General features: G+C 64.0%; 20 protein-coding genes and 2 pseudogenes. 18 read left to right on the forward strand and 4 right to left on the reverse strand.

Annotated features, from left to right (window positions below):
- Window positions 1–202: 202 nt before the first annotated feature.
- Window positions 203–343 carry a hypothetical protein gene (locus tag BW737_RS16280; protein WP_180272173.1) on the forward strand — a complete coding sequence of 47 codons (141 nt, stop codon included), beginning with the start codon at window positions 203–205 and terminating at the stop codon, window positions 341–343.
- Between the two features lie 90 nt (window positions 344–433).
- Window positions 434–1,693, forward strand: a complete 1,260-nt coding sequence (locus tag BW737_RS15740; RefSeq protein ID WP_143233363.1) for a chymotrypsin family serine protease — start codon at window positions 434–436, stop codon at window positions 1,691–1,693.
- A 773-nt stretch (window positions 1,694–2,466) separates the two neighbouring features.
- Here the strand turns inward: BW737_RS15740 and wecB are convergent.
- Together wecB and BW737_RS09570 are read right to left on the reverse strand one after the other, a co-directional pair.
- Entirely contained in the window at window positions 2,467–3,543 is a 1,077-nt protein-coding gene (gene wecB, locus BW737_RS09565) for a non-hydrolyzing UDP-N-acetylglucosamine 2-epimerase (protein WP_086615234.1), read from the reverse strand.
- A gap of 14 nt (window positions 3,544–3,557) precedes the next feature.
- Complete coding sequence (locus BW737_RS09570; RefSeq protein WP_086615235.1) at window positions 3,558–4,715, reverse strand: glycosyltransferase; 1,158 nt, start codon at window positions 4,713–4,715, stop codon at window positions 3,558–3,560.
- 100 nt (window positions 4,716–4,815) lie between these two features.
- Here BW737_RS09570 and BW737_RS09575 point away from each other — a divergent pair.
- The 4 genes and pseudogenes from BW737_RS09575 (at window position 4,816) to BW737_RS09590 (ending at window position 10,668) form a co-directional block, all read left to right on the forward strand.
- Window positions 4,816–6,110: pseudogene (locus tag BW737_RS09575) on the forward strand (nucleotide sugar dehydrogenase).
- A gap of 475 nt (window positions 6,111–6,585) precedes the next feature.
- Entirely contained in the window at window positions 6,586–7,581 is a 996-nt protein-coding gene (locus BW737_RS09580; protein ID WP_086615236.1) for a DUF6541 family protein, read from the forward strand.
- Complete coding sequence (locus BW737_RS09585; protein WP_338063896.1) at window positions 7,505–8,554, forward strand: DUF6541 family protein; 1,050 nt, start codon at window positions 7,505–7,507, stop codon at window positions 8,552–8,554. Before BW737_RS09580 ends, BW737_RS09585 begins: the two co-directional genes overlap by 77 nt.
- Before the next feature lie 36 nt (window positions 8,555–8,590).
- Window positions 8,591–10,668: pseudogene (locus BW737_RS09590) on the forward strand (DUF6541 family protein).
- Between the two features lie 47 nt (window positions 10,669–10,715).
- On the opposite strand, the gene rfbB reads toward BW737_RS09590, so the two are convergent.
- Window positions 10,716–11,711, reverse strand: a complete 996-nt coding sequence (gene rfbB, locus BW737_RS09595; RefSeq protein ID WP_086615239.1) for a dTDP-glucose 4,6-dehydratase — start codon at window positions 11,709–11,711, stop codon at window positions 10,716–10,718.
- A 304-nt stretch (window positions 11,712–12,015) separates the two neighbouring features.
- Here rfbB and BW737_RS18310 point away from each other — a divergent pair, with 304 nt between their 5' ends.
- The 7 genes from BW737_RS18310 (at window position 12,016) to BW737_RS09625 (ending at window position 18,934) form a co-directional block, all read left to right on the forward strand.
- Window positions 12,016–12,936 (forward strand): hypothetical protein, encoded by a 921-nt coding sequence (locus BW737_RS18310; protein WP_257210678.1) that lies wholly within the window; start codon window positions 12,016–12,018, stop codon window positions 12,934–12,936.
- Entirely contained in the window at window positions 12,933–14,213 is a 1,281-nt protein-coding gene (locus tag BW737_RS18315) for an N-acetylmuramoyl-L-alanine amidase (protein WP_257210679.1), read from the forward strand. Before BW737_RS18310 ends, BW737_RS18315 begins: the two co-directional genes overlap by 4 nt.
- A 119-nt stretch (window positions 14,214–14,332) precedes the next feature.
- Entirely contained in the window at window positions 14,333–15,361 is a 1,029-nt protein-coding gene (locus BW737_RS09605) for a glycosyltransferase family 2 protein (RefSeq protein ID WP_086615240.1), read from the forward strand.
- Between the two features lie 3 nt (window positions 15,362–15,364).
- Window positions 15,365–16,528 carry a glycosyltransferase gene (locus BW737_RS09610; protein ID WP_086615241.1) on the forward strand — a complete coding sequence of 388 codons (1,164 nt, stop codon included), beginning with the start codon at window positions 15,365–15,367 and terminating at the stop codon, window positions 16,526–16,528.
- Window positions 16,525–17,478, forward strand: a complete 954-nt coding sequence (locus tag BW737_RS09615) for a lysylphosphatidylglycerol synthase domain-containing protein (RefSeq protein WP_218961884.1) — start codon at window positions 16,525–16,527, stop codon at window positions 17,476–17,478. Before BW737_RS09610 ends, BW737_RS09615 begins: the two co-directional genes overlap by 4 nt.
- Window positions 17,479–17,534: 56 nt before the next feature.
- Window positions 17,535–18,245, forward strand: coding sequence for a hypothetical protein (locus BW737_RS09620; protein ID WP_086615242.1), 711 nt, complete (start codon window positions 17,535–17,537; stop codon window positions 18,243–18,245).
- Window positions 18,246–18,265: 20 nt separating this feature from the next.
- The gene (locus BW737_RS09625; RefSeq protein WP_086615243.1) at window positions 18,266–18,934 is read left to right on the forward strand and encodes a hypothetical protein; all 669 of its coding nucleotides are present in this window, start codon (window positions 18,266–18,268) and stop codon (window positions 18,932–18,934) included.
- A 41-nt stretch (window positions 18,935–18,975) separates the two neighbouring features.
- Here BW737_RS09625 and BW737_RS09630 read toward each other — a convergent pair whose 3' ends face one another.
- Entirely contained in the window at window positions 18,976–19,881 is a 906-nt protein-coding gene (locus tag BW737_RS09630) for a glycosyltransferase family 2 protein (RefSeq protein ID WP_086615244.1), read from the reverse strand.
- Between the two features lie 231 nt (window positions 19,882–20,112).
- On the opposite strand from BW737_RS09630, the gene BW737_RS09635 reads away from it, so the two are divergent.
- The 5 genes from BW737_RS09635 to BW737_RS09650 all read left to right on the forward strand — a co-directional run bounded on the left by BW737_RS09635 (window position 20,113) and on the right by BW737_RS09650 (window position 23,356).
- Complete coding sequence (locus tag BW737_RS09635; protein WP_257210681.1) at window positions 20,113–20,985, forward strand: ABC transporter permease; 873 nt, start codon at window positions 20,113–20,115, stop codon at window positions 20,983–20,985.
- Window positions 20,945–21,808, forward strand: a complete 864-nt coding sequence (locus BW737_RS09640) for an ABC transporter ATP-binding protein (protein ID WP_257210682.1) — start codon at window positions 20,945–20,947, stop codon at window positions 21,806–21,808. The genes BW737_RS09635 and BW737_RS09640 overlap by 41 nt, the downstream gene beginning before the upstream one ends.
- The gene (locus BW737_RS18320; RefSeq protein WP_257210683.1) at window positions 21,805–22,239 is read left to right on the forward strand and encodes a Wzt carbohydrate-binding domain-containing protein; all 435 of its coding nucleotides are present in this window, start codon (window positions 21,805–21,807) and stop codon (window positions 22,237–22,239) included. The genes BW737_RS09640 and BW737_RS18320 overlap by 4 nt, the downstream gene beginning before the upstream one ends.
- On the forward strand, window positions 22,236–22,526 hold the full coding sequence (locus BW737_RS18325; RefSeq protein ID WP_257210684.1) for a methyltransferase: 291 nt from the start codon (window positions 22,236–22,238) through the stop codon (window positions 22,524–22,526). Before BW737_RS18320 ends, BW737_RS18325 begins: the two co-directional genes overlap by 4 nt.
- 89 nt (window positions 22,527–22,615) lie before the next feature.
- Window positions 22,616–23,356, forward strand: coding sequence for a rhamnan synthesis F family protein (locus tag BW737_RS09650; protein ID WP_257210685.1), 741 nt, complete (start codon window positions 22,616–22,618; stop codon window positions 23,354–23,356).
- Window positions 23,357–23,358 lie beyond the last annotated feature (2 nt).

Below are 23,358 nucleotides of genomic sequence, written 5' to 3' on the forward strand. Positions count from 1 at the left end.
GCCGCTGGCCGCCCACACTCGCTGTAAGACCTTCAACGCGTCGTAGGAGTACTTGCGCGCCCTGCCCCTGGGCTCGGGCCTGCCAGCTCCGCCAGGACGCTTGGCCACCGCCCTCAGGCGCCGCCTGGCATTGTCCCGGCACCCGACCGGTCACCGCGCCCACCTCGTCCAGCATCCTCCCCTTGTCCTTCTAGGGGCGCCCTTGGCATACGCCCCCGCGTACTTCCTGGTGATCTCCGCCCTGGCCCGCACTGACAACCCACTCCCCATGCCCACCACGATCCGCGACTCTCGCGGGCAGTACCTGGATGAGGCACCGAACCACTTTCGCGGGCACCTGTAATGAGTCTCGTCGGTCGCTTGACTAGGGCCTACAACACATGCATAATTATAAGCGTTCCTGACCAGTCAGAGTTGAGCTGGAGACCTGATCATGCGTGCAGCGACATCCTTGGCAGCGGCGTTTGCAGTCACGCTATGCCTTCAAACCGCCATTACTCCCACCGTCGTCGCCGATGGTGTAAGTGGTCCCGGTGACGTCGGCATAAACATCGTCGATGACTTTGGCCAACGCCTCTGGTACGGTTCGGAGTCTTCGACGGTTGCAGCACTCGCTGACATCGCAGAAGAATTCGCCGAGTCCCATCCCGATACCGTTCTCGGCGTAGCTTTAACTTCGGACCGACAAGTAGTTGAAGTGTTCGTCACTTCACTTGACATTGGTGGTCTGGATGAGTTACTTGCTGTCGATGCCACCCATATACGCGCGGTCGTGAATGAGAATTCGCCAGAACAGATCAGAGCTGCAGAAGAACAGGTTCTAAGCCGCGATTGGGATGCGTTGAACATCGAGTCGGTCGCCCCCGACCCCATCGGGGACGGCATCGAGGTGACTGTCTTGGAGGAAGACCATGCGGCGGAATCGAGACAAAGCGGAAACCAGACAGACTTCGCCGACGTTGAAGAAAGTGTGCTCGACTCTCTGGGGGATCTTGGAGTACAAGTGCGCGTAACTCCCGGCGAGCCGGAAGTAGAGGCCAAGACAAGGAACAACGACAGTTCGTACTTCTACGCAGGTGGTGCGATTGTCCATGACAACGGAAGCCGATGCAGCCTGGGTGCGCCCATTGAAATCGGAGGAAAGTATTATGTGTTGACGGCTGGGCATTGCGGAAAAGGAACTTGGCGGAATGGAGGCAATGGAAACTTTGTCGGCAGTTTGTACACGACTACGTGGACAGGAACAGCGAACAAATACGGCGACTGGCAATTGCTGCGCGGTTCACATTACGCTCTACGTGTGTTCAATGGATCGCTTAGTTCTTCTTCGTCACTACCGATCAGCGGTGGAGACTTTGGCCGGAGAGCAGTTGGCCGCGAACTCTGTGCGTCAGGCTCAACCAGTGGAGCAACTTGCAGATATGTAGTTCGAAGTACGAATGCAACACGAAAGGTGGGGGGCGTCACAGTCGGACACCTGACGTCCGCGATACACGACGTGAATCGCGACGGTGTTGCTGACTGCAGCGGTTTCCGACCTGGTGATTCCGGCGGCTTGAGTTATTATGGCGATGGTAAAGGCGGAGCCACTGCCTACGGCATCGTCACGGCTTATACGACCGGAAGCTGCAGTTACAGTTTCACTCAGCTTTCCGGCGTGCGAGCTTGGAACGGAAAGGCCAATGTCGGCTAGTATGACACGCCAACTTTGAGACTGGATGTTTCTCGCCTAATGCTGTCAGCTCTCGTCCTGTTTGTTCACGGTTGTGCGGGCATGACATCTTTTTTTGCGGAAGAAGGGGCTCCATGCCATCATCGCCACCAGCTGTTCTCGTCCGGGATTGTCCACCGGGCACGTAAGTCCACTGCTAAGTTCCGAAGCGAGCGGCGGACCAGATCTATCTTGGGTAAATATGTGCCGCCTCCCAGACTCAGCTTGGAATAATGGCTTCGGGCGCTCGTGAGACGCTCCGTAAATATGAGGTTTTTCCGGTTTGGGGGTGTGGTGGGTGTCTGGTGTGAGTGGCAGGTGTAGTGAGGTGGGTTGGCACCGTCGGCCCGGGATCGTCCTTGGCTGGGCGAGAACGTTCTTTTCAGCCCGGGACCCTCTCGAATGCGGAGGGTATCGGGATGACGAGGTCGTGTCCGGCAGTTCGGTGCGTGCCGAACACAACCACCCACGCCCGAGCACGGCCATAATGCCGTAGCCCCACCTGAACCACCACACCCCTGCACGCGAAGATCCCGGAAGCCGATCCACGTCGCGGCATCAGAACCGACAGTGTCAGACATCCGGCGGTCACCGGCTGTCGTGACTTAGCGCCCAACATCCTGAAACCGAAAGAGCCGCTTTGTCGAACCCCTGGGAGTACAGGTGACAACGACCGTTCAAGAGGTAGAGCAGACCATGGAAACAGAGAAACAATGGTACTCGGCGGAGAATGGTGGAGCCAGGACGATGCGTTGTCATGAATCGGGTTCGGCGGCCAAGAGGGTCTGGGCTACCTTTCCAGCGGAGTCGCCGTCTCCATAAGGGGTTGCAAGAGTATCCGCTGGCCGCGGGCGCTCGGCGGCGGTTACGAGCTCCGGACCGGGTTCCACAAGCATGTTCCAACCAAGTTCCACGGTCTCAACCCATTCGGTCTGCGGGCGCACGGTGGTAGTTGGGGTTCGTAGGAGGAATGCCTCCTTCTGGAGGCCGCCGGAGTCGGTGATGACGCCGCGTGCGTGCATGACCGAGGCGACGAGGTCGGGGTAGGCGAGCGGACGGTGAGAACGCAGCGAACCACGATCGATCGAGATCCCGGCCGCCTCGCATTTCGCGACCAGCCTGGGGTGCGCGAGCAGCACGACCGGATGATCAACCGCTCCCAGTGAGTCGAGCACCGTGTTGAGAATCGCCGGATCGTCCGTGTTGTCCGGACGGTGGATTGTCGCCACGGAGTACGATCCCTCGGCCAGTCCCAACTCGTCCATGATGGCGCAGCCGGGCTGTGCGGCGACCTCGTCACGCACTCGGTAGAGCACGTCGGTCATGACATCTCCCACCAGCACCGCGCGGGATGCCAGCCCCTCCTCGGCCAGGTGATCCATACCCACCTGGGTCGGTGCCAGCAGGAGATCGGCGGCGTGATCCGTGAGTACGCGGTTGATCTCCTCCGGCATGCGCCGGTTGAAGGAACGTAGACCGGCCTCCAGATGGGCGACCGGAATATGCATCTTGACTGCGGCCAGCGCCGCGGCCAGGGTCGAGTTGGTATCGCCGTAGACGAGCATCCAGTCTGGGCGGTCGTCCTCCAGCACCCCGTCGATGGCGGCCAGCATTGCGCCGGTCTGACGCCCATGCGTGCCCGAGCCGACCCCCAAATGATGGTTCGGTGCCGAGATGCCCAGATCGGCGAAGAAGACATCAGAGAGCATCGGGTCGTAGTGCTGCCCGGTGTGCACGATGACGTGCTCGATGCCAGCTGCCTTGAAGGCGCGATCAATCGGCGCGAGTTTAACGAACTGCGGACGGGCGCCTACTACGGACATGACTCGCATGTGAGCTCCTGTGGCTAGTTGGCGGCGGAGGCTGTCAGTTCTTTGACAATGGTGTGGATGGTCTGTTTCTCGCGCTCGAAGCTCAACTCGTGCGCGGCGCGGTCAGAGGCGTGCTTATAGTCGGCTACCGTCTCCGGTGTCAGCGTACGCAGGGTTGCGACGATGTCAGACACCTCGTTGGTTGTCGAGCTGACCCCGACACCGTAGGTATCAACTACCCGTACCATCTCAATCGTCGGTCCCACGGCCACGGCCAGACGTGCCTGGATGAAGTCAAAGATCTTGTTGGGCAGAGTCAGACGTGCGTTGGTGTTGAATGGTGGGATCCAAAACACGCCGACATCATATTCGTTGAGAATGGCGGGCAATGCCTCGGGCGGCACCGGGTCGTGGAAAATGATGCGTTCGCAGTCCGTGGCCCGTTTCTCGAGTGCGGAAAGGTAGGTGCCGCCGTCCCCGCCGGGAACGAGGTACAGATCCAGAGTGAAGTGCTCGTCAAGCTGTTTGACGGCGTCGATAGTTGCTTCAATGTTGCGACCGAAAATCGCTCCGCCGGAGTGCACAAGACGGATTGGGCCTTCGGTCATAACGGGGGAGGGGGACAGGTCTGCGAAGGGTGCGGCATTGCGCACCAGCCTAGGACTCACACCATAGTGGTGGTGATATAGGTCCGCGATCTCACCGCCGACGGTTGTTACGGCCGCACACCGTGGAAGATACGTCCGGCAGATGTGGTCCATGAGCGGGGCCACGAGCAGGCGCCAGCTGGTCACATGCGTGCGTTCTTCGGGTGCCCATTCGTGCATGTCCGCCCAGATCGGTGCACCGTGAGCTACGGCGAAGGCGGTGGGGATTGCACGTGCGTCGTTGGCGACGACCATATCGAAGCGGTCATCACCCACCAGACGTATTGCCGTTTGCGCCGCGGGGGCGGCCGTTTCCGCGGAGCGCAGGCGGCGGGTGGCCAGTTTCAGTACACCGGACGGGGTCTGTGGCAGGGAGGGCGCGGAATCCGGTATCTGCAAGTGATTGGCCACATGCGGCGGTGTAGGACCGTATCCCACACTTGTGACCTGGCCGATCTCTGCCAGCGCGCTGATTTCGCGCAGAACACGCGCGTCGCGGGCGATCGGGGAGAAGGAGATCACGAGGATGGCGGGGCGTCGGCTCACGGAGGCATCTTAGGACAGTCGTCTCACGCTCGCCGGTCGATCCGCAGACGTCGATGACCTACGATTGCTCAATCAGAGGTTTGTTAAGGAAGGAACCTGCATGCGCATCGCCGTCGTCGCCCTGGGAAAGATCGGTCTGCCCCTGGCGGTCCAGTACGCCGGAAAGGGCCACGAGGTCATTGGCGTGGACGTTAACCCCGCCACCGTCGAAGCCGTAAACGCCGGCCGGGAGCCCTTCCCCGGTGAGGCCGAGCTCGCCGACCGACTGGCCCAGCTGGTGCCCGCCGGGGCGCTGCGTGCCACCACCGACTACGCCGAGGCCATCCCCGGCGCCGACGCCGTGGTGCTGGTGGTGCCCCTGTTCGTCAACGACGAGACCTGGGAGCCGGACTTCGAGTGGATGGACGCCGCCACCCGCTCCCTGGCCGGGCATCTGACCCCCGGCACCCTGGTCTCCTACGAGACCACCCTGCCGGTGGGTACCACCCGTGGCCGCTGGAAGCCGCTCATTGAGGAGCTCAGCGGGCTGCAGGAGGGCAAGGACTTTCACCTGGTGTTCAGCCCCGAGCGGGTACTGACCGGGCGGGTCTTCACCGACCTGCGCCGCTACCCCAAGCTGGTGGGAGGCCTGAACGAGGCCGGCACGCAGGTCGGCATCCGCTTCTACGAGCAGGTCCTCGACTTCGACGAGCGCACCGACCTGCCCCACCCCAACGGGGTGTGGGACATGGGCACCGCCGAGGCCGCCGAGATGGCCAAGCTCGCCGAAACCACCTATCGGGACGTCAACATCGGCCTGGCCAACCAGTTCGCCGTCTACGCCGACAAGGCCGGCTTCGACATCCAGCGCGTCATCGACGCCTGCAACTCCCAGCCCTACTCCCACATTCACCGGCCCGGCATCGCCGTGGGCGGGCACTGCATCCCCGTCTACCCGCGCCTGTACCTGTCCACCGACCCGGACGCCTCGATCGTGCGTACCGCCCGCTCCTTCAACGCGACCATGCCGCAGTACGTGGTCGACCGTGCGGTGGAGCTGCTCGGCAGTCTCGAGGGGCTGCGCGTGGTAGTACTGGGCGCCTCCTACCGCGGCAAGGTTAAGGAGACGGCCTTCTCCGGCGTGTTCCCCACCGTTGAGGCGCTGCGGGAGCAGGGGGCCCAGGTGCTGGTCCACGACCCCATGTACACCGACGCAGAACTGGCCGATTTCGGCTGGGACGCTACCACCTCGGTGACGCCGTCGACGTTGCCATCGTCCAGGCCGATCACCCGGAATACGCCACCCTAGCCCCCGCGGACCTGCCCGGCGTGCGGCTGCTGCTGGACGGCCGTCGCGTCACCGACCCCTCCCTGTGGGCGGGCACCCCTCGCCTGACCATCGGCGGGGGCAAGTGACCTGGCTTCAGGCACTGCCCGCAGCTGCTTTCCTCCTAGCGTTCCCGCTCGCACCGGGCTACCTGGTGGAGCGGGCCTTCGGGCTGGCGCGCCTGCAGTCCCTCGGCGCGGCCCCAGCTATGGGGGGCCGTCGTCGTCGGCGCGCTGAGCGTCCTGTACCACTGGGGCGGGGTGCCCTGGCAGACGGGCACCGTTCTCCTCGGCACACTGGTGCTGCTGGCGCTGCTGTTCTGCGTGCCCTCACGACGCATCCGCGACCGGCTCGGCGCCTGACTACACCGACGGTGACCACACCCTGTGGTTGATTAGCGCCTGCGTGGAGTCCTGACTACCGCGTTTCCGCCGTAGTCGTCTGGCAGGGCGGAACCGGCAACCTGGAGTGGCGGGGAAGTGACTGACTGATCTTCGGTAGCCTGATTCCTGTAACTCGCCGGTTCTACGCCAGAACCGTTTTCGGAACAGTTAAGGAGTCCCGATGATCGCTTGGGGTGCACTCGTGCTAGCAGCTGTTGGAATCAGCCTGCTGGTGGTGCTTCCCGGAATGCTGTTGCTGGCGGGCTCCGGAGCAGACCGGTCGCTGGCCCTCGCCGCGGGACCGGCGGTGACGGTTGCCATTGCTGGCGTGGCCGCGGTCGTGTTCTCGCGGTTTGGGATCGTGTGGGACGCCCGAACTGTGGGTGGACTGTTCGTGCTCCTTGGCAGTATCGGAATCGCGGGCGTGCGATTACGTGGATCAACGGTGTGCTGCCACGGCCTACCGCTAAAGCTTCGCGCGCCCCTCCACAGCATCGGCGAGCGCACCGGGTGGTCCGCACTCGCTGCATCGATCATCGGTGCGGTTACTGCTGGGGGAACGCAGATCATTCTGTTCGCTAAAACCATCGGGACACCGTGGGCTATGCTGCAAAACACGGACGCGATGGTGCAGCTCAATCTGATTGAGGAGATTCATCGCAGCGGCGATGCGTCGATGCTAACCGCTGCCATCCCGGTGACGGGAGGTAGCTACCCAACCGTCTGGCACTCATTCGCCGTGTTCCTTACGCCGTTCGCTTCCACACCCTTTACTTTCAACGCCCTGCTCGTGTCTCTGTTCGGTGTGCTGTACCCCACCGGCATGGCGATGCTGGCCACGGCTGCGGGCGGCGGTCCGATCGCGCGTGTGGCCGCCCCTTGGCTTGCGCTATCGGCTCCGTGGTTCCCGGGATTCATGCTGACTTTCAGCTCAATGACCTCAGCCGGATTCGCTGTGGCGCTGGTCCCGTCCGCAATCGCTGCGGTTGTGCTGTTGTGGAGGAGCTACTCGACTGGCGATCGCTGCTGCTTGTGGCAGCGATTGTGCTCGGCGTCGGGCTGGCCAGTCCAGGCGCGGGGCAGTGGGCGGTTCTGGTTTCATGTGTGCTGCTGTTCGTCAGACTGTTTCCACGAACCCGTGGGTCACGGACCAAGGCTCGAAGAGCTGCTTCTCTAGCAGCACTGGGTTTTGTGTCGTCGCTCCCGATTATTGGCATGATGGGAGTTGCCAGGCTACGTGTCATGGGATCCTTCCCACACGGGGCGACAACGTTGTGGTCGCGGATGCTCGCACCTGTTTTGCTGACGGACATCAAGTCCACCGTGTCCCCGGTGCACAACTGGTTTTGGTATTGCATACCTTGTGTTTGTTGGGAGTTTTTGGCACGCTGCGGCTCACACGGAACGTACGCCCGGTGCTGCTTAGCGCGCTGGCCGTGACGGTTGTCTGCGTCTGGATCACAGGCCTGCCGGAAGGACCATGGTGGGCGCTGGTCGGCGGCTGGTGGCGCGACTATCCGCGGTTCCTGGCACTCGAAGTGGTCTGCCTGGCAACCTGCGCTTCGATGACCCTGGAGGCACTTGTATCATGGTTCAACGGAAGGCTTGCCGCGCCGCAGGCCGCCCCGCGCGCTTTGCGAGCTCGAGCGGCTGCTGCATGGCTCCTGCCCCTGGTGCTGGTTGCCTCGATATGTGTGCCCAACCTGAGCGTTTTCCGGCAGTTGACCGCGCGCGGCTACATATACCTGGTCCATCCGCCCTGGGTCACCGTTGAAGAGGCCCAGCGTATGGTGACCGTGGGTGATGAACTCCCACAGGACGCGGTCGTGTACGGTTTCCCGCAGTCGGGCGCAGGACTCATACCGGTCTTGACCCCGGCAACCAGCGTGCACCGCTCGTGGAGCCCAGCTGGTAGTGCCGATCAGAAGTTCTTGGCAGCGCACTTCGATGAGCTTGGTGGTAATCCGAAGGTGTGCGAAGCCATCAGAAGGATCGGTGGTACGCCCTACTACTATGAGGACTCCGAGATCTCGGATCTGGAGCGTTGGATGTACTTCCCAGGGTATGACGCAGTCGATCTGTCTGCCGGCTTCGAGCTAATTGCGGCCCTGGACACGGCGCGCCTCTACCGTGTCACAGCCTGTGACTGAGACGAACAAGCGGCTAGTTGTATGAACACGAACCTGATGCCAATCGCACGTATTGTGGTGGAGTTGCTGCCGTCCACGACCGTTGTCTCGAGCGTGCCCACGTCTTTGACTTGGGTGGCGGCGGTGGCGTTGCTGCTGGTGCCGGGGTGGCTGCTGGCGCGTTCCTGGGGGGCGAGAGGCGTTACCGCGATCGGTAGCGCGCCGGCGCTGACGCTGGCTTTGCTGGGGCTGGCCACGCTGGCGGCCCAACGTTCGAACCAGCGCTGGGAGCTACAGAATCTCTTCACCGGCTGGCCCGCGGCACTGCTGGTAGCCAGCTGCATTTTGGGCGTCGCCCTGCGCCGGCTGCCGCATTATGTAGCCACAACAGTCGAACGGGCGCGGCAAGCGGACATTCCGGCAGGAATCGACCGGTCACCCATGCCACGGCGCGAGCGATTGTTCCTGGTGGGCGCTGTCGTCCTGGCCGGTGCCGCGACCGCGGTCCCCGTTGCGGTCGGCACCGGCTCGTGGAACAACCCCGCGCAGGCCTCCGACGCAGTGTTTCATCTGTCGGCAACCGCTTCGTGCGAGAGACCGGCACGGCGTCGTTTCTCGGTGGGCTGGCGCCGATGTACGACGGTATGGCCGTGTATTACCCCACGGGCTGGCATGCCGTGGCCGCGCTTCTGCCGGGTGATGTGGTTACGGGAGCTAACCTGCTGGTGGTGGTGCTTACCGCCCTGGTGTGGCCGCTGGGCATGGCGGCACTGCTGCGCGAAGTCCTGTCGGAGGCCGGCGGGGTGCTCGCGGTCGGGACCGCTTTGTCGGGCTCCGTGGTGTCGCCCTTGTTGCTGCTCACCAGCGTGTGGCCCTACGGCATGTCGGTGGTGGTACTCCCCGGCGCATTGGCGCTGATCGTGCGCGCCGTGCGCGCAGGCAGGGTGGGCGCAAGAGTGCGCGCCGCCGCCTGGACGCTTGCGCTGGGCGCGTCTTTCGGAACGCTGATCGCTCATGGGGCGGCCGTGTTCAACCTAGCGGTCCTGGGCCTTCCGCTGATTGTGACCGCCGGGTTGCCGGTGCTGCGGCGTGCCTGGGGCAGGGGAGTGGCTGCTCGCACGGGTCTCTTGGCGGCAACGGCGCTTGGGTTGATCATCTTGGCCGGTGGCGCGTGGATCATGCGCCGTTCCCTCGCCTCAGTTTTCAACTATCCCCGGGGAGCGGCGAACATCTGGGAGACACTGTTCGCCGTCGTAACCGACCACCCGTTGCTTGCGTCCTTCACCCCCTGGATTCCCGGAAACATCCTGGTATTCGCATTAGCCGTGTGGGGGGCTGCCGCATGGAGGCGCATTGAGGCTGTACGCGCCTGGGTGGTGGGAACGGCGATCGCTCTGGTGCTGTTGCTGCTCGCATCGGGTCCCGCCTGGCCACTGCGGGCGCTCGCCGGCCCCTGGTACACCCAGCGGGCGCGAATCATGCCTCTACTCACGCTGGGGATGCTGGTGCTCGCAACCATAGGCGTGCAGGAAGCACAGCGGCGCTGGAGTCCTGTGGGGACAGCGATCGCAGCCGACCGGCGTAAATGGGCGCTACTACTGCGGCGACATGTGCCCGCAACGATACTCATCGTCTCCTTGATTGCCGCACCCGGGTGGCGCTGGGGGCTGCGCATCGAACTGCTGGAAGCGATCCACGATCCGGAGCGCGCTTCCTACGGTGCCATGCTCTCGGACGGTGAGCTTGACTTCATTCGCCGCATAGGCGAGGAACTCCCGGAGGACGCCGTGGTCCTGGGAGACCCGTCCAACGGCAGCGCCTACCTGTGGAGCGTCGCCGGTGTACACGTGCTCTACCCGTCCCGTCCTAAGCCGTCGAGTACAGAACTGGCGTGGCTCGGTGAAAACGCCGACCAGATAGATACAGATCCGCGGGTATGCGAAATCCTGAACCGGCACGGCGTCGGCTACTACTACAGCGACGACGCCGAGCCCGATGGACTCACCGGGGGCGTGCGTGAGCCCCTATGGGGGGAGGCGCTGGCTCGGGTGCCACACAGCGCACTGGAGGAAGTCGACTCCCAGGGCGATGCGACGCTTTGGCGCATCACCGCCTGCGGTGACGAGGGCGATTAGGTCCCGCGGCGCCCGAGTTTAGGATCAGTGGGCGCCGCGGGGCGGGGTTACTGCCCCTGCGAGGCGTACTTGGCCTCGACCTCTGCCTTGAGCGGCCGCCACCAGGCCTCGTTGTCCCGGTACCAGTCGATGGTGGCCTGCAGGCCGGAGCGGAAGTCCGTGTACCGCGGGGTCCAGCCGAGCTCCTGCACCAGCTTGGAGTTGTCGATCGCGTAGCGCATGTCGTGGCCGGGGCGGTCGGCCACGTGCTCGTAGTCGCTGGGGTCGTGACCCATCAGCTCCAGGATGAGCTCCACGACCTCCTTGTTGTTCTTCTCCCCGTTCGCACCGATCAGGTAGGTCTCGCCGATGCGGCCCTTCTCGATGATGTCCCACACGGCGTCGTTGTGGTCCAGCACGTGGATCCAGTCGCGCACGTTCTCACCCGCGCCGTACAGCTTGGGGCGCACGCCGTCGATCAGGTTGGTGATCTGGCGGGGGATGAACTTCTCGATGTGCTGGTAGGGGCCGTAGTTGTTGGAGCAGTTGGAGATGGTGGCCTCCACCCCGAAGGAACGCACCCAGGCGCGCACCAGCAGGTCGGACCCGGCCTTGGAGGAGGAGTAGGGGGAGGAGGGGTTGTAGGGCGTGTCGGGGGTGAACTTGGCCGGGTCATCCAGCTCGAGGTCGCCGTAGACCTCGTCGGTGGACACGTGGTGGAAGCGCACCCCGTGACGGCGCACGGCCTCCAGCAGCGTGAAGGTGCCCACCAGGTTGGTGCGGATGAAGGGGGAGGGGTCGCGCAGCGAGTTGTCGTTGTGGGACTCGGCGGCGAAGTGGACCACGACGTCGGCGTCGGCCACCAGCGGGTCCACCGTGTCCATATCGGCGATGTCCCCGACGACCAGGTCGATGCGGTCGCCCAGGTCCGCCAGGGAGCCCCGGTTGCCGGCGTAGGTGAGCTTGTCGAGCACCGTCACCTTCGCGTCGGGATGACGCACCAGGGTCTGGTGGACGAAGTTGGCACCGATGAAGCCGGCGCCGCCGGTGATGAGGACATGCATGGAGTGCTCCCACTGCGCTGCTAGAAGGCGTTCGAACGATCGCAATCATGCCACAGGACCTTCCTGCTGGGCGGGGGTCCAAGTATCCACGCGATGTGGCAATGACCGCCCACTTATCTCTGATCGCTCAACGCATTCGAATTACGTCGAGATAATTACGCATCTGTAGTTAAGTGACATGGATCAATTCGCTCGCCATGTCTCGGGTATCGGCGGTAACCTGCCTTTCAGGTCACATCAGTCACATGTGTCTCAACGTGCACATGTGACTCACAGGTTTTGTTCGCGGTGCTGAAAGGACCTTATGCGCCTCCCACGACTTCTCGGGCTGACGGCGGTGGTTCCGCTGCTCGCGGCCGGACTCATGCCTGCTACGACGGCGACGGCCGATCCGGCGGCCGCACCCGTGCAACTGCTCGAACTGACCACCTCCACCGGCGAGGCCACCGAAGTCGCCGAGGCCGGGCTGGCGGAGGAGACGACCCCAGCGGGTACGAGCGGCGGCACCGGCGTCGCCCCCGCGCTTAATGCGCGTCTGGCAACTGCGGCCCGGGCGGCCGCCGGCGACGTGGATCCGGAGGCGGACGCGCTCCTGCTGACTGAGCCGTTGGAGGTGGATGACTTTCTGGTGGCCGGCTTCACCTGGAGCGGCGCCGATGAGCTGCCCGACGGGCTGGACGTCTACCTGCGCGTGCGGGAGAACGGCGTTTGGTCCGACTGGTACCTGAACGAGGCCAGCGGAGCCGGCCGGGATGACACCACCGGGGTGGCCGGAACCGAGGAATTCATCACCGGCGGCGCCGACGCCGTGCAGGCCAGCGTCGTCGGCGATGCGGCCGACCTGCCCGCCGACCTTCAGCTTGCGCTCATCCCCGGTCAGCCTGTCGGCGAGGAGGTGCTTGAACCCGAGAGCCTCGACTCCGTGGATGCCGAGCCCACCGGGGTGGCCACACCTGAAGAAGCACCTCAAGACCTGACCGGTGGGTTGGCGACCCCCACCCCCGTCTCGCCGGAGACCGCTGAGGACGACGCGCAGGAGGGAGAGCCGGGGCCCATCGAGACCACCTCTGCAACCACCGAGCCCGCCGCGGCCTCGACCGGCGCGAGCGGCGGCACCTCCGTCAGCCCGAACCTGCCCGCCGCGCTGTCTGCCGCTACCACCGCGGGCGGCCTGCCGGTACCCGTGATCACCGCGCGGAGTGGGGCGCCAACTCCTCCTACATGACCTGGACGCCGTCATACGTGGCGGCCAAACACGTGATCGTCCACCACACCGCCGGGACGAACAACTACACCTCCAGCCAGTCCGCCTCCATTGTGAACGGCATTTACTACTACCACGCGGTCACGCTCGGCTGGGGCGACATCGGCTACAACTTCCTGGTAGATAAGTACGGGCAGGTCTTCGAGGGCCGTTACGGTTCCACCAGTGCCGCGGCCGGCAAGATGGTGGTGGGCGGTCACGCCTACGGCGCCAACACCGGCACCATGGGCATCTCCATGATGGGCACCTACACGTCCGTCTCCCCTTCCAGCACTCAGCTGACCAACGTCGGCAAGATGGCCGGCTGGTTCCTGAAGCGGGCCGGGGTCACCAGCGCTACGGGCTCCGCCTCCTTCACCTTCAAGTCCACGGAGAAGTACGCCGCCGGCCAAACCATCTCCCTGCCCGCCATCTCCGGCCACCGCGACGTCGGCTACACCACCTGCCCGGGCGACGTCGGCTACTCCAAGCTGGGACAGATCCGCTCGACCGCGCAGAGCCAGATCAACAGTGCAAGCAGCAGCGGATCGGCGTCGACCACGACGAGTACCAATGGTGCGCGCAGTCACCAGATCTACCTCAACGATTCCTGGTCGGCGACCGCCAACACGGTCTTTACCTACACCACTCCGGCCACCACCGTTCTGGCGGGAGACTGGAACGGCGACGGCAAGGACACCACCGGCGTGCGTAACGGCGCCGCCTACGGCTTCCGCAACACCAACACCTCCGGCGCCAGCCTGCGCACCTTCGCCTATGGCAAGAACACCGATCAGGTGCTCGTAGGGGACTGGGACGGCAACGGCACCGACACCCTGGCGGTGCGGCGCGGCAACACCTACTACTTCAAGAACTCTATGTATGGCGGGACCGCGGACAAAGTGGTCACCTACGGCGCCGCCTCCGATGAGGTGATTGTCGGAGACTGGAACGGGGATGGCAAGGACACCCTCGCGGTGCGACGCGGCCGGCAGTACCACATCAAGAACTCGCTGACCGGTGGGAAGGCGGATCAGGTCATCACCTACGGCAAACCCACCGACACCGTTCTGGTGGGCGACTGGAACGGGAACGGCAAGGACACCCTCGCCGTGCGCCGCAACGCCACGTACTACGTCCGAAACTCTCTGTCCAGCGGTGTTGCTGACATCGTCCAGATCTACGGCCGGGCCGGCGACCAGACGATCGTGGGTGACTGGAATGGAGACAAGAAGGACACTCTCGGCGTGGTGCGCTGAACAGCGCGATGTCGTTCGCGCAGATACGTAGCGCATATGGCAGCTTGTAGGCTTGTGCTGCTCGCTCGGCCACGATGTCAGGCGTGCACACGTCCCGTGCCCATCCGAGAAGGAAGTACATGAAGCTGTTTGTGCAGATCCCCTGTCTCAATGAGGAGGGGACGCTAGGCATGGTCCTGGACACGATCCCCCGCCAGATCGAGGGCATCGACGAGATCGAGATCCTCGTCATCGACGACGGCTCCAAGGACCGCACCGTGGAGGTGGCTCGGGAACACGGGGTCAAGCACTTTGTGCGTCACGCACGCAACATGGGCCTGGCCCGCTCCTTCCGCGACGGCGTGGACTACGCCCTGGCGCACGGCGCCGACATCGTGGTCAACACCGACGGCGACAACCAGTACAAGCAGGAGTACATCGGCGACCTGGTGGCACCGGTGGTGCGCGGCGAGGCCGATATTGCCATCGCCGACCGGCAGACCGCCAAGATCGCCCACTTCTCCTGGTTCAAGAAGCGCATGCAGCACTTCGGCTCCCAGGTGGTCAACTACGCGGCCGGCACGCGCCTGCCCGACGCTGCCTCCGGCTTCCGCGCCTACTCCAAGAACGCCCTGCTCAAGCTCAACGTGATCACCCAGTTCTCCTACTGCATGGAGACGATCATCCAGGCGGGCAACAAGCGGCTGCGCATCGCCTCGGTGCCGATCACCACCAACCCCAAGACCCGCGAATCCCGCCTGTTCAACAACATCTTCCAGCACATGGCCAAGTCCGGTGGGGCGATCACCCGCTCCTACCTGATGTTCAAGCCGCACGTGGTGCTCGGTTGGCTGGCGACGTTCTTCGCCATCGTCGGGGCCATCCCGTTCATCCGCTTCTTCATCCTGTGGTGCATGGGCACCGCCGGCGGTCACATCCAGTCTCTGGTCTTCGGCACCACCATGCTGGTGGCGGCCCTGCTGTGCGTGGCCCTGCTGGTGATCGCCGACCTGCAGCGCACCAACCGAGTGCTGATCGAGGAGACCCTGGAACGGGTGAAGAACATCGAGTACGGACGTGTGGATGACACGCAGATTCCCGGTATCCGAGCCGCCCTCATCCCCGGTCTGCGGCCGGGCGGGGACGACGGCTACGGCCAGGGGAACTGAGACATGCGCAGGGTTCTGGGCTTCGGCACCTACGACGTCGCCTCACACCCGCGCGTCGAGGTGCTTCTGGAGGGGCTACGACGCACCCCCGGCAACGAGGTGCTTGAGCTTGATGAGCCCCTGGGTCTGAGCACCGCCGACCGGGTCGCGATCCTCAAACAGCCCTGGCGGCTACCGGTTCTCGCCGGGCGACTGGTCTCACGCTGGTCCCGGCTGGCCGCAGGTAGTCGCCGCTACCGCGGCTCCCACCGGCCCGACGCCCTGCTCGTGGGCTACATGGGTCATTTCGACGTACTGCTTGCCCGCCTGCTGTACCCTCGCACGACGATCGTTCTGGACCACTTGATCTTCGCCTCCGGCACTGCGCGCGACCGCGGTGAGGACGGGGTGAAGGCGAGGCTCCTGTCAGTCCTCGACCGCATGGCCACGCACTCCGCGGATATCGTCGTCTTGGACACCGTCGAGCACGCCGCCAAGCTGGACGATTCCATCGCCGACCGCGGGGTGATCGTCCCGGTCGGTGCCCCCGCCTCCTGGTACGAGGCCGGAAGGGCCGCGGCGGCGGCGCGCGTTGACGACGACGGTGTGCGAGATGCGGATCGTCCCCTTACCGTGGTGTTCTTCGGGCTGTTCACCCCGCTCCAGGGCGCGCCATATATCGCTGCTGCTCTGCGCCTGCTCGCCGAGCACGGCACTCCGGTGCGGGCACTACTGATCGGAGCGGGGCAGGATCGCGCCGAATGCGAGCAGATCCTGGCCGACTCCCCAGCCGAGCAGATGGTTCAGTGGCGCGACTGGGTGGACTCCGCTGAATTGCCCCGCGTAGTGGCCGAGCACGATGTCTGCCTCGGCATCGTCGGCACCACCGACAAAGCGCTCGACGTCGTCCCGAACAAGGTCTACCAGGGGCTGGCGGCCGGATGCGCCGTCATCACTTCCGACACCGCCCCACAGCGGAGACTGCTCGGTGACGGCGCCCTGTTGGTGCCGCCGGGTGATCCCCAGGCCCTGGCAGACGCGTTGGAGCATCTGGCAACCGATCCGGCGGCGCTGCGCGAGGCACGTGAACGCGCCGCGACCGCCGCGGAGGCCTTCGTACCCGAGCAGGCGGTTGCCACTTTGGCCGCCGTCCTTGACCGCGTGGAAGTCCGGGAGACGAGTCGGTGAACGCGGTCATCAAGAAGACCATGGGAGCACTGCGCTCCACACCGGTACGCGTCGGTTTCCTGATGCTCGTGGTGGTCCTGGCTATCTACGCCGTGGTCTCCCAGTGGAATGACATCGTCACGGCCATGGCCGGCATGAGTCCCCTGCTACTGCTCGGTTCGCTGCTTGCCGGTTTCGCCTACGTACTGCTGACCATGTTCGCCTGGAGGGTGCTGTTGGCAGACATGGGCACCACGCTGCCGCTCGCCGCGGCCTTCCGCGTCTTCTTCATCTCCCAGCTTGGCAAGTACATGCCCGGAGGCGTGTGGAACATCCTCGCCGCGGCCGAGCTCGGTGCGGACCATGACATTCCGCGCCGTCGCTCGGTGTCGGTCATGGCGGTGACGGTAATCGTCTCCATCGTCACCGGCGCCGCACTGGCGGTGGTAACGATGCCGTTCGCCTCGGAGCGGTTGCGCGAAAGCTATGGCTGGGTGAGCTGGACGCTGCCCGTCTTCGTCGTCATGCTGCTGCCGCCGGTCCTCAACCGGCTACTCGCGCTGGTCTTCCGGCTCACGGGACGGCCGCCGCTGGAGCATCCGGTCAGCTGGTCCGGGATCGGCGCTTGCACGGCGTGGACACTCGTCGCTTGGGCGGTCGCCGGCGTTCAGGTGTGGCTGTTGGCCATCGGCATCGGTATGACCGGCTCGCCGGCCACGCTGGCGTTGTGCATCGGCGGTTACGCCATGGCCTGGACCGTCGGTTTCCTGATTGTCTTCGTCCCCGCGGGTGCCGGCGTGCGCGAGGGCGTGCTCGGGCTCGTTCTGGCGGGGTCGCTTACCACGGGCGGCGTCGTCGCCGTGGTGCTGCTGTCCCGCGTGGTGCTGACCGTCGCGGATCTCTCCATGGGTGGGGCGGGAATTCTCGCCGCCCGGCAGGGGCATAGTCGGGAGCGGACATTGCCTGAGTAGGTGTTCCGGGGCGGCCACCGGGCGAGGGTAGGAGTCGGTGATACATGAGGAGTGACATGGTGGAAGATGTTACGGACGCCGTTGCGTCGATACGTCGAAGTCGGACAGGTGACAGCAACGGACGGTTCCGGTGGAGCTTCTGGTGGCGTCGGCGGCGGGCCGACATCGGCGTCGCCCTGGCGATAGGCCTGTTCGCTCTCGCCCTCGCGGTGGTGCAGATCATGCGTGTAACCGAGATCAGCCCCATCGACGAGGCGACCCATATTGACTACGTATGGCGCATCATGCACGGTGAGCTTCCCCACCGCGGCGATATCTACACCCCCTTTACGCTCGAGGAGTGGTCCTGCAGGAAGCAGGCGAGTTTGTACGACAAACTGCCCGAATGCGGTGTGACCGATCCGTCGCAGTTCGACGTGATCACGGAGAACTACAACGCCTGGCAGCCGCCGGGCTTCTTCGCCGTGGTTGCACTGATGACCCGCATCGGCATGGTCGTAACCTCCCTCGACCCGGTGACACTCATGCGCATCTCCTGCGCGGTCCTCGTCGCGGTTGGCCTAATGATGGTCTACGCCCTGATGCGCATGTGGTCCCTGCCACGCGGGCTCGCTGCGCCGGTGACACTGCTGCTGCTTGCCAACCCCTTCACCCTGATGGTGGCCACAACCGTTTCCACCGACGCGCCGTTCCTCATCTTCGGGGTGTTGTCGGCGATTGTGCTCACGCGTGAGCTGTCTGGGAAGTCGGCGGCATTGCTGGCCTGATCACCGGTGCCTGTGCGGGGTTGGTCAAGACGATCGCCCTGGCGTCGTTGGTCATCGTGCTTGGGGTCCTGGGAATTGTCGCAGTGGTGCGACTGGTGCGCGGGCGCGGCCGCTGGTGGCAGCCGCTGCTGACTGTAGCTGCTGGTGTTTCCGGAGGGGGTCTGGTGACCCTGCTCTGGGGGCGATACGTGACCGCCCACACGCCGACTGGCTGGGAGAACCAGGTTCTCGGCCAGAACAACACTGAATATGTGGGTCAACCGTTCGACGAATGGCTGCCGACGCTCACCCACGTGTTCGGATACACCTCGGGATACTGGGAGGGGTCACCGGTCATGACCTATCACGGGCAGCTCCTCACCAATTTGGCGGGGCTGGCGCTGACTGTGGCGCCCTTCTGCGGGCTCATTGCGCTGCGCGGGCGTGAGCGACTCCTGGCGGGTATCGCGGTAGCGGGGCCGGTGCTGGTGGTCCTGTTGGTTCAGGTCCAGTCATGGGTGCGCGAGGAGGTCTACTTCCCCATCGTTTCGGCGCGTTATGGGGTCACGCTGATCCCGCTCACCGCCTTGGTCCTAGGACTGCTACTAAAGTCGTTAAAGAAGCGCGGGCATATCGTCGTCTGGTGCCTGTGTGCCCTGGTGCTGCTGCTGGTGGTCATCGATATCCTCGGAGTGGGGAGGGTCTCCTAGCACGCGGAAATATGCGGGCACAGACGCGGGACGGGGCTGACTCAAGCTCCGGCGTCGAGCGGCCCTGAACGGCCGCGCAGGCCGTCCCGGATGCCTCGGCGCAGCAGGCGTCTGCGCTCCTTGCCGCGGTCCGGCAACACGGAGTTGAAGGCTACGTACTTGGCCAGCCAGTACACGTACCGCACCCGCCACCGCCAGGGCATGAGCGCGTGCCTGCGGACCAGGGCTATGGTGTTGCGGGCGAGGTAGTAATTGCGAGTCGGCCCGTGGACGTGCACTGGTTGCGACCTGCCCGGCAGCATGACGACGTCGTCGCCCAGCGAATGGTGCAGCTTGGCGTCGGGAACAACCAGTAGCCGGTAACCGGCCTGGTGAGCGCGCAATCCCCATTCCAAGTCGACGTGGTCGATGAACAAGGATTCGTCCATGTCCCCGATCGTGTCCAGCGCGTCGATGCTCACCAGGCAGCCGGAGGCGATGAGGAAGGCAACCTCGAGCCGGTCGGTGTCCAGCTCCGCATGTGTTGCCCGCCCCGGTTTCCACGAGCGACACACGTAGACGAGCTGATCGCCGCCCTCGCGGTCTTCTTCCGGTAAAGGTCCTACTGCGGCGACCCGTCCCGTGGAGTCGAAGCCGGACAACAGCTTCTCCACCATTCTCGGAGCCGGCAGTGAATCATGATCAGACAGCAGTATGTGGGAGGCGCCCAGTTCGCGAGCGCGCGCGATACCGACGTTCTGAGCCGCGGCGATTCCCCGGTTGTGTCCCAAGGCCAACACTTCGGCGTTTGTTTCAGCCGCCGCTCTTTTGATGCGGGTCAACCCGTTTGCGGGGGTGCCGTTGTCGACGACGAGTACGTGATCGCACTGTTCGTCCAGAACCCGGAGTAGCTCAGCGATGTCATGATCGGGGCCGAAGGTCACGACAACTGCTACCACTACCGGCATGCGTGTCCTCCCTAGCAATGCTGTGCTCCCGCAACTGGGCTCCCACAGGGTAACCCGTCCGACGCGGTCGACGCAGCCGGAGAAGTTGCGGGAGACATCACCTGCTGCTCCCCTCTGCGCCCGTGGCCTAACGGGTATGGTGGCCTGGTCTGTCCGGCGCGGACGCGCATACGCGAGTCCCTGAGGACTCGTCTGCGCTCCGGCGTGCACCCCGAGGCAAGTGAGGACTGCATGAACAAAACGAACGTGAGGTCCAGGAGGTCGTTCTGGCAGGAGTGGGACCTCATTCAGGCCTTCGGGCAGCGCGACCTCAAGTCGAAGTTCAAGGGGACTGCTCTGGGCTGGCTGTGGTCACTCGTGGTTCCCCTGGCCTCCCTGGGCATTTACACGCTGATATTCGGCGGACTGTTCAAAATGGTTCCGGCAACTATCGCCTCACGGCATGAGGGTATCGGAATCTTTGCCGTATGGCTATTCGCAGGCCTGACTATTTGGGGGTTCTTTCAGAACTCAATTAATGCGGGAATCAATGGGCTGCTCGGTTCCGGGGGTCTGTTGCAGAAGGTCTATTTTCCGGCGTACTCCGCAGTGCTCGGTTCCTGCCTCGCCATCGGGGTGCAGTCGGGTATCGAGGTCGGGCTGCTGCTGGTCGTGTTGTTGTGCCTGACGAACGTGTCCTGGACCTGGCTGTTGCTGGTGCCATTCTTGCTGCTGCTCGTTGTGTTCACCGGTGCCATTAGTGTGGTCCTGTCCATTTGGAACATCTACGTTCGCGACCTTGCGCACCTCGTGGGCGTCTTTCTGCAGCTGATGTTCTATGCAACTCCCATCATCTATAACCCTGACATCGTGCCCGAGTCTGTATGGGGTCTGCCAGCCCACGATCTCATTCAAGCGATGCCCATGGCCCAGTTCATCAGTTTGTTCCGGTCGCTGGTCTACTCGCTTCAACCGGGGCCATTGGCGACTGGCTGGCCTGCTGTACTTGGGCAGGACTCGCCCTCATTGGTGCGGTGCTCGTCTTCCGCAGGTGGGGTGCCGACCTGGGGGAGAGGATCTGAACATGAACACTGCAGCTGCTCCAACCGGTTCCCACACCGGTGACGACTTCGCCATTGAGGTGCGTGGCGTTTCCAAGCACTTCACGCTGCATGCCGACCGGCGTGACTCCCTCAAGGAACGCTTCGTGCGCGGACGCTCTCGCGACACCCACGTCTTCCACGCCCTGGACAATGTCAGCTTCGCGGTGAAGAAGGGCATCACCTTCGGGCTTGTCGGGCACAACGGGTCCGGCAAATCCACTATGCTCAAGATCCTCGCCGGCGTGTACCGGCCTAACGAGGGCGAGGTCATGGTCTCCAGCAAGGTGGATGCGCTGCTGGAGGTCGGGGCCGGCTTCCACGGCGAGCTCACGGGCCGAGAGAACATCTACCTCAACGGGGCCATCCTCGGGCGCACCAAGAAACAGATCGATGACTCCATCGATTGGATCATCAGCTTCGCGGACATCGGTGACTTCATTGACGAGCCTGTCAAGGTCTACTCCTCCGGCATGACGGTTCGGCTCGGATTTGCTGCAGCCGTGGCCATCGAGCCGGAGATCCTGGTGGTCGATGAGATCATCGCCGTGGGAGACGAGGAGTTTCAGCGCAAGTGCTTCGACCTCATGCGGCAACTGCGCGACCGCGGCACCACCATTGTGCTGGTGACGCACTCGCTGTCGCTGGCCACCGAGATGTGCGACGAAGCCGTCTGGCTAGACCACGGCAAGGTGCAGATGGTTGGCGATGCCGATGAGGTCGTGTCCGCCTACCTGACCTCAGTCAATGAGAAGGAGGCCCGCCAACGGGCGCAGGAGCAGCCGGAGGAGGAGTTCCCTGAGGATGATCAGTACAAGCTAAATCAGGCAACGGCGACTGCCGCATGACCGGCGTGGAGCTGTTGGACGGCGACCTCGAAGATGTCGCATTCGCCACGTACGGCAAGCCCCTGATCGTGCGCGTGCATGTGAACGCCAAGAAGGATCTGCACGACGTTGAGCTGGGGCTCGGGTTCTCGACCGACGGCGGCGTTACGATCGCGGGCCCCAACTCCAAGGCGGCGGGCACGCTGTACTCACTACGTGAAGGCGATTCCTTCATCGACTATAAGATCGATCAGGTGGTCTTCCAGCCCGGAAGACTGTGGCTGACTACCTGCTTCGTCAGGGACGGACAGATTTTCGACCTGTCCGATCGGCGTACTGAACTCATTGTCCGTGCCGACAGGACCATGGACGAACCCGGACTGGTCACACTTGCTCCGGGACACTGGAGTAAACGGCCGGGGCTTCCCGTCCCCGGGGAAGGACAGCAATGAGCACATCCGCCAACGAACCGGAAGAACTGCTTGGCGTGGATTCGGACACCAGAGCGCGTGACTGCGAGGAGGAAATCCGGCAGCTCCGCGCAACCCTGCACAAGATGAAGCACGAGATGGCCGAGCTCTCCATGCGCAACGAAGAGCTCGAGAAGGAACTGCGGCGTGCCAACAGGGTCGTCAGCGGCGCCTGGGAGCAGATCGACGTCTTGCGCCATTCCTCATCGTGGCGGGCCACCGCACCGGTGCGTGCCTTCAAGACCCGCCTGCGGGGAGCCCTGAGGTGAGGCGCCCGCGGCTGAAGAGACGCGGCCCGCTGGTGTCGGAGGTGTCTCGAGGGCGCGTGCACATCGAGCGCGGTAGGCCCACCACTGTCGTGGGCTCTGACCGCGTGGCCCTGGTGGCACAGTTCTCCGTCGGCCCGCTACAGCCCAAGTCGCTGTCCGAGTATCTCAAGCGGTTGGATACGGCTGGATACGCGACCATGGTGATCTCGACCTGCGAGTCCGCCGAGCCACTGGAGTTCCCGGCGGGGATTCCGAACGACACGATGATCATCCGGCGCCCGAACCTCGGCTACGATTTCGGGTCGTGGGCCACCGCCCTGGGGTGCTTCCCAGAACTGCGCAATGCAGGAACGGTGCTGCTCACCAACGACTCCCTGCTGGGCCCGTTCGCTCCGATCGATGAACTGCTGGAGTGGGCCGTCGCGCCTGGTCCGGACATCCGTGGCCTCACCGCATCGTTCCAGTTTGCCCACCATATTCAGAGCTTCTTTCTGTCCTTCAGGGGCGGGATACTCGCCGATCAACCCTGGAGGGACTTCTTCAACTCCGTCCGTGTGGAGTCCGGGAAGGAGGACGTCGTCCTCTCCTATGAGATTGGCGTGTCCCGTCTGGCCTTCGCCGAGTGTTACTCGACCGAGGTGTGGGTGACCGGCCCGGAGTTGGGAGTTCCCTACGGAAACCCCACCGTCGACGGCTGGAAGAACCTGATCGAATCCGGTGTGCCCTTTCTCAAGCGCACTATCATGACCCATCCGTCTACCGAGGCTGAAGCGGCCGAGGCGGCTCAGTACATTCGGCGGCGGTTCGGAACCGACGTCAACGAGTGGTAAGG

It is taken from the genome of Actinomyces ruminis (assembly GCF_002154335.2).
Taxonomy (GTDB): Bacteria; Actinomycetota; Actinomycetes; order Actinomycetales; family Actinomycetaceae; genus Actinomyces; species Actinomyces ruminis.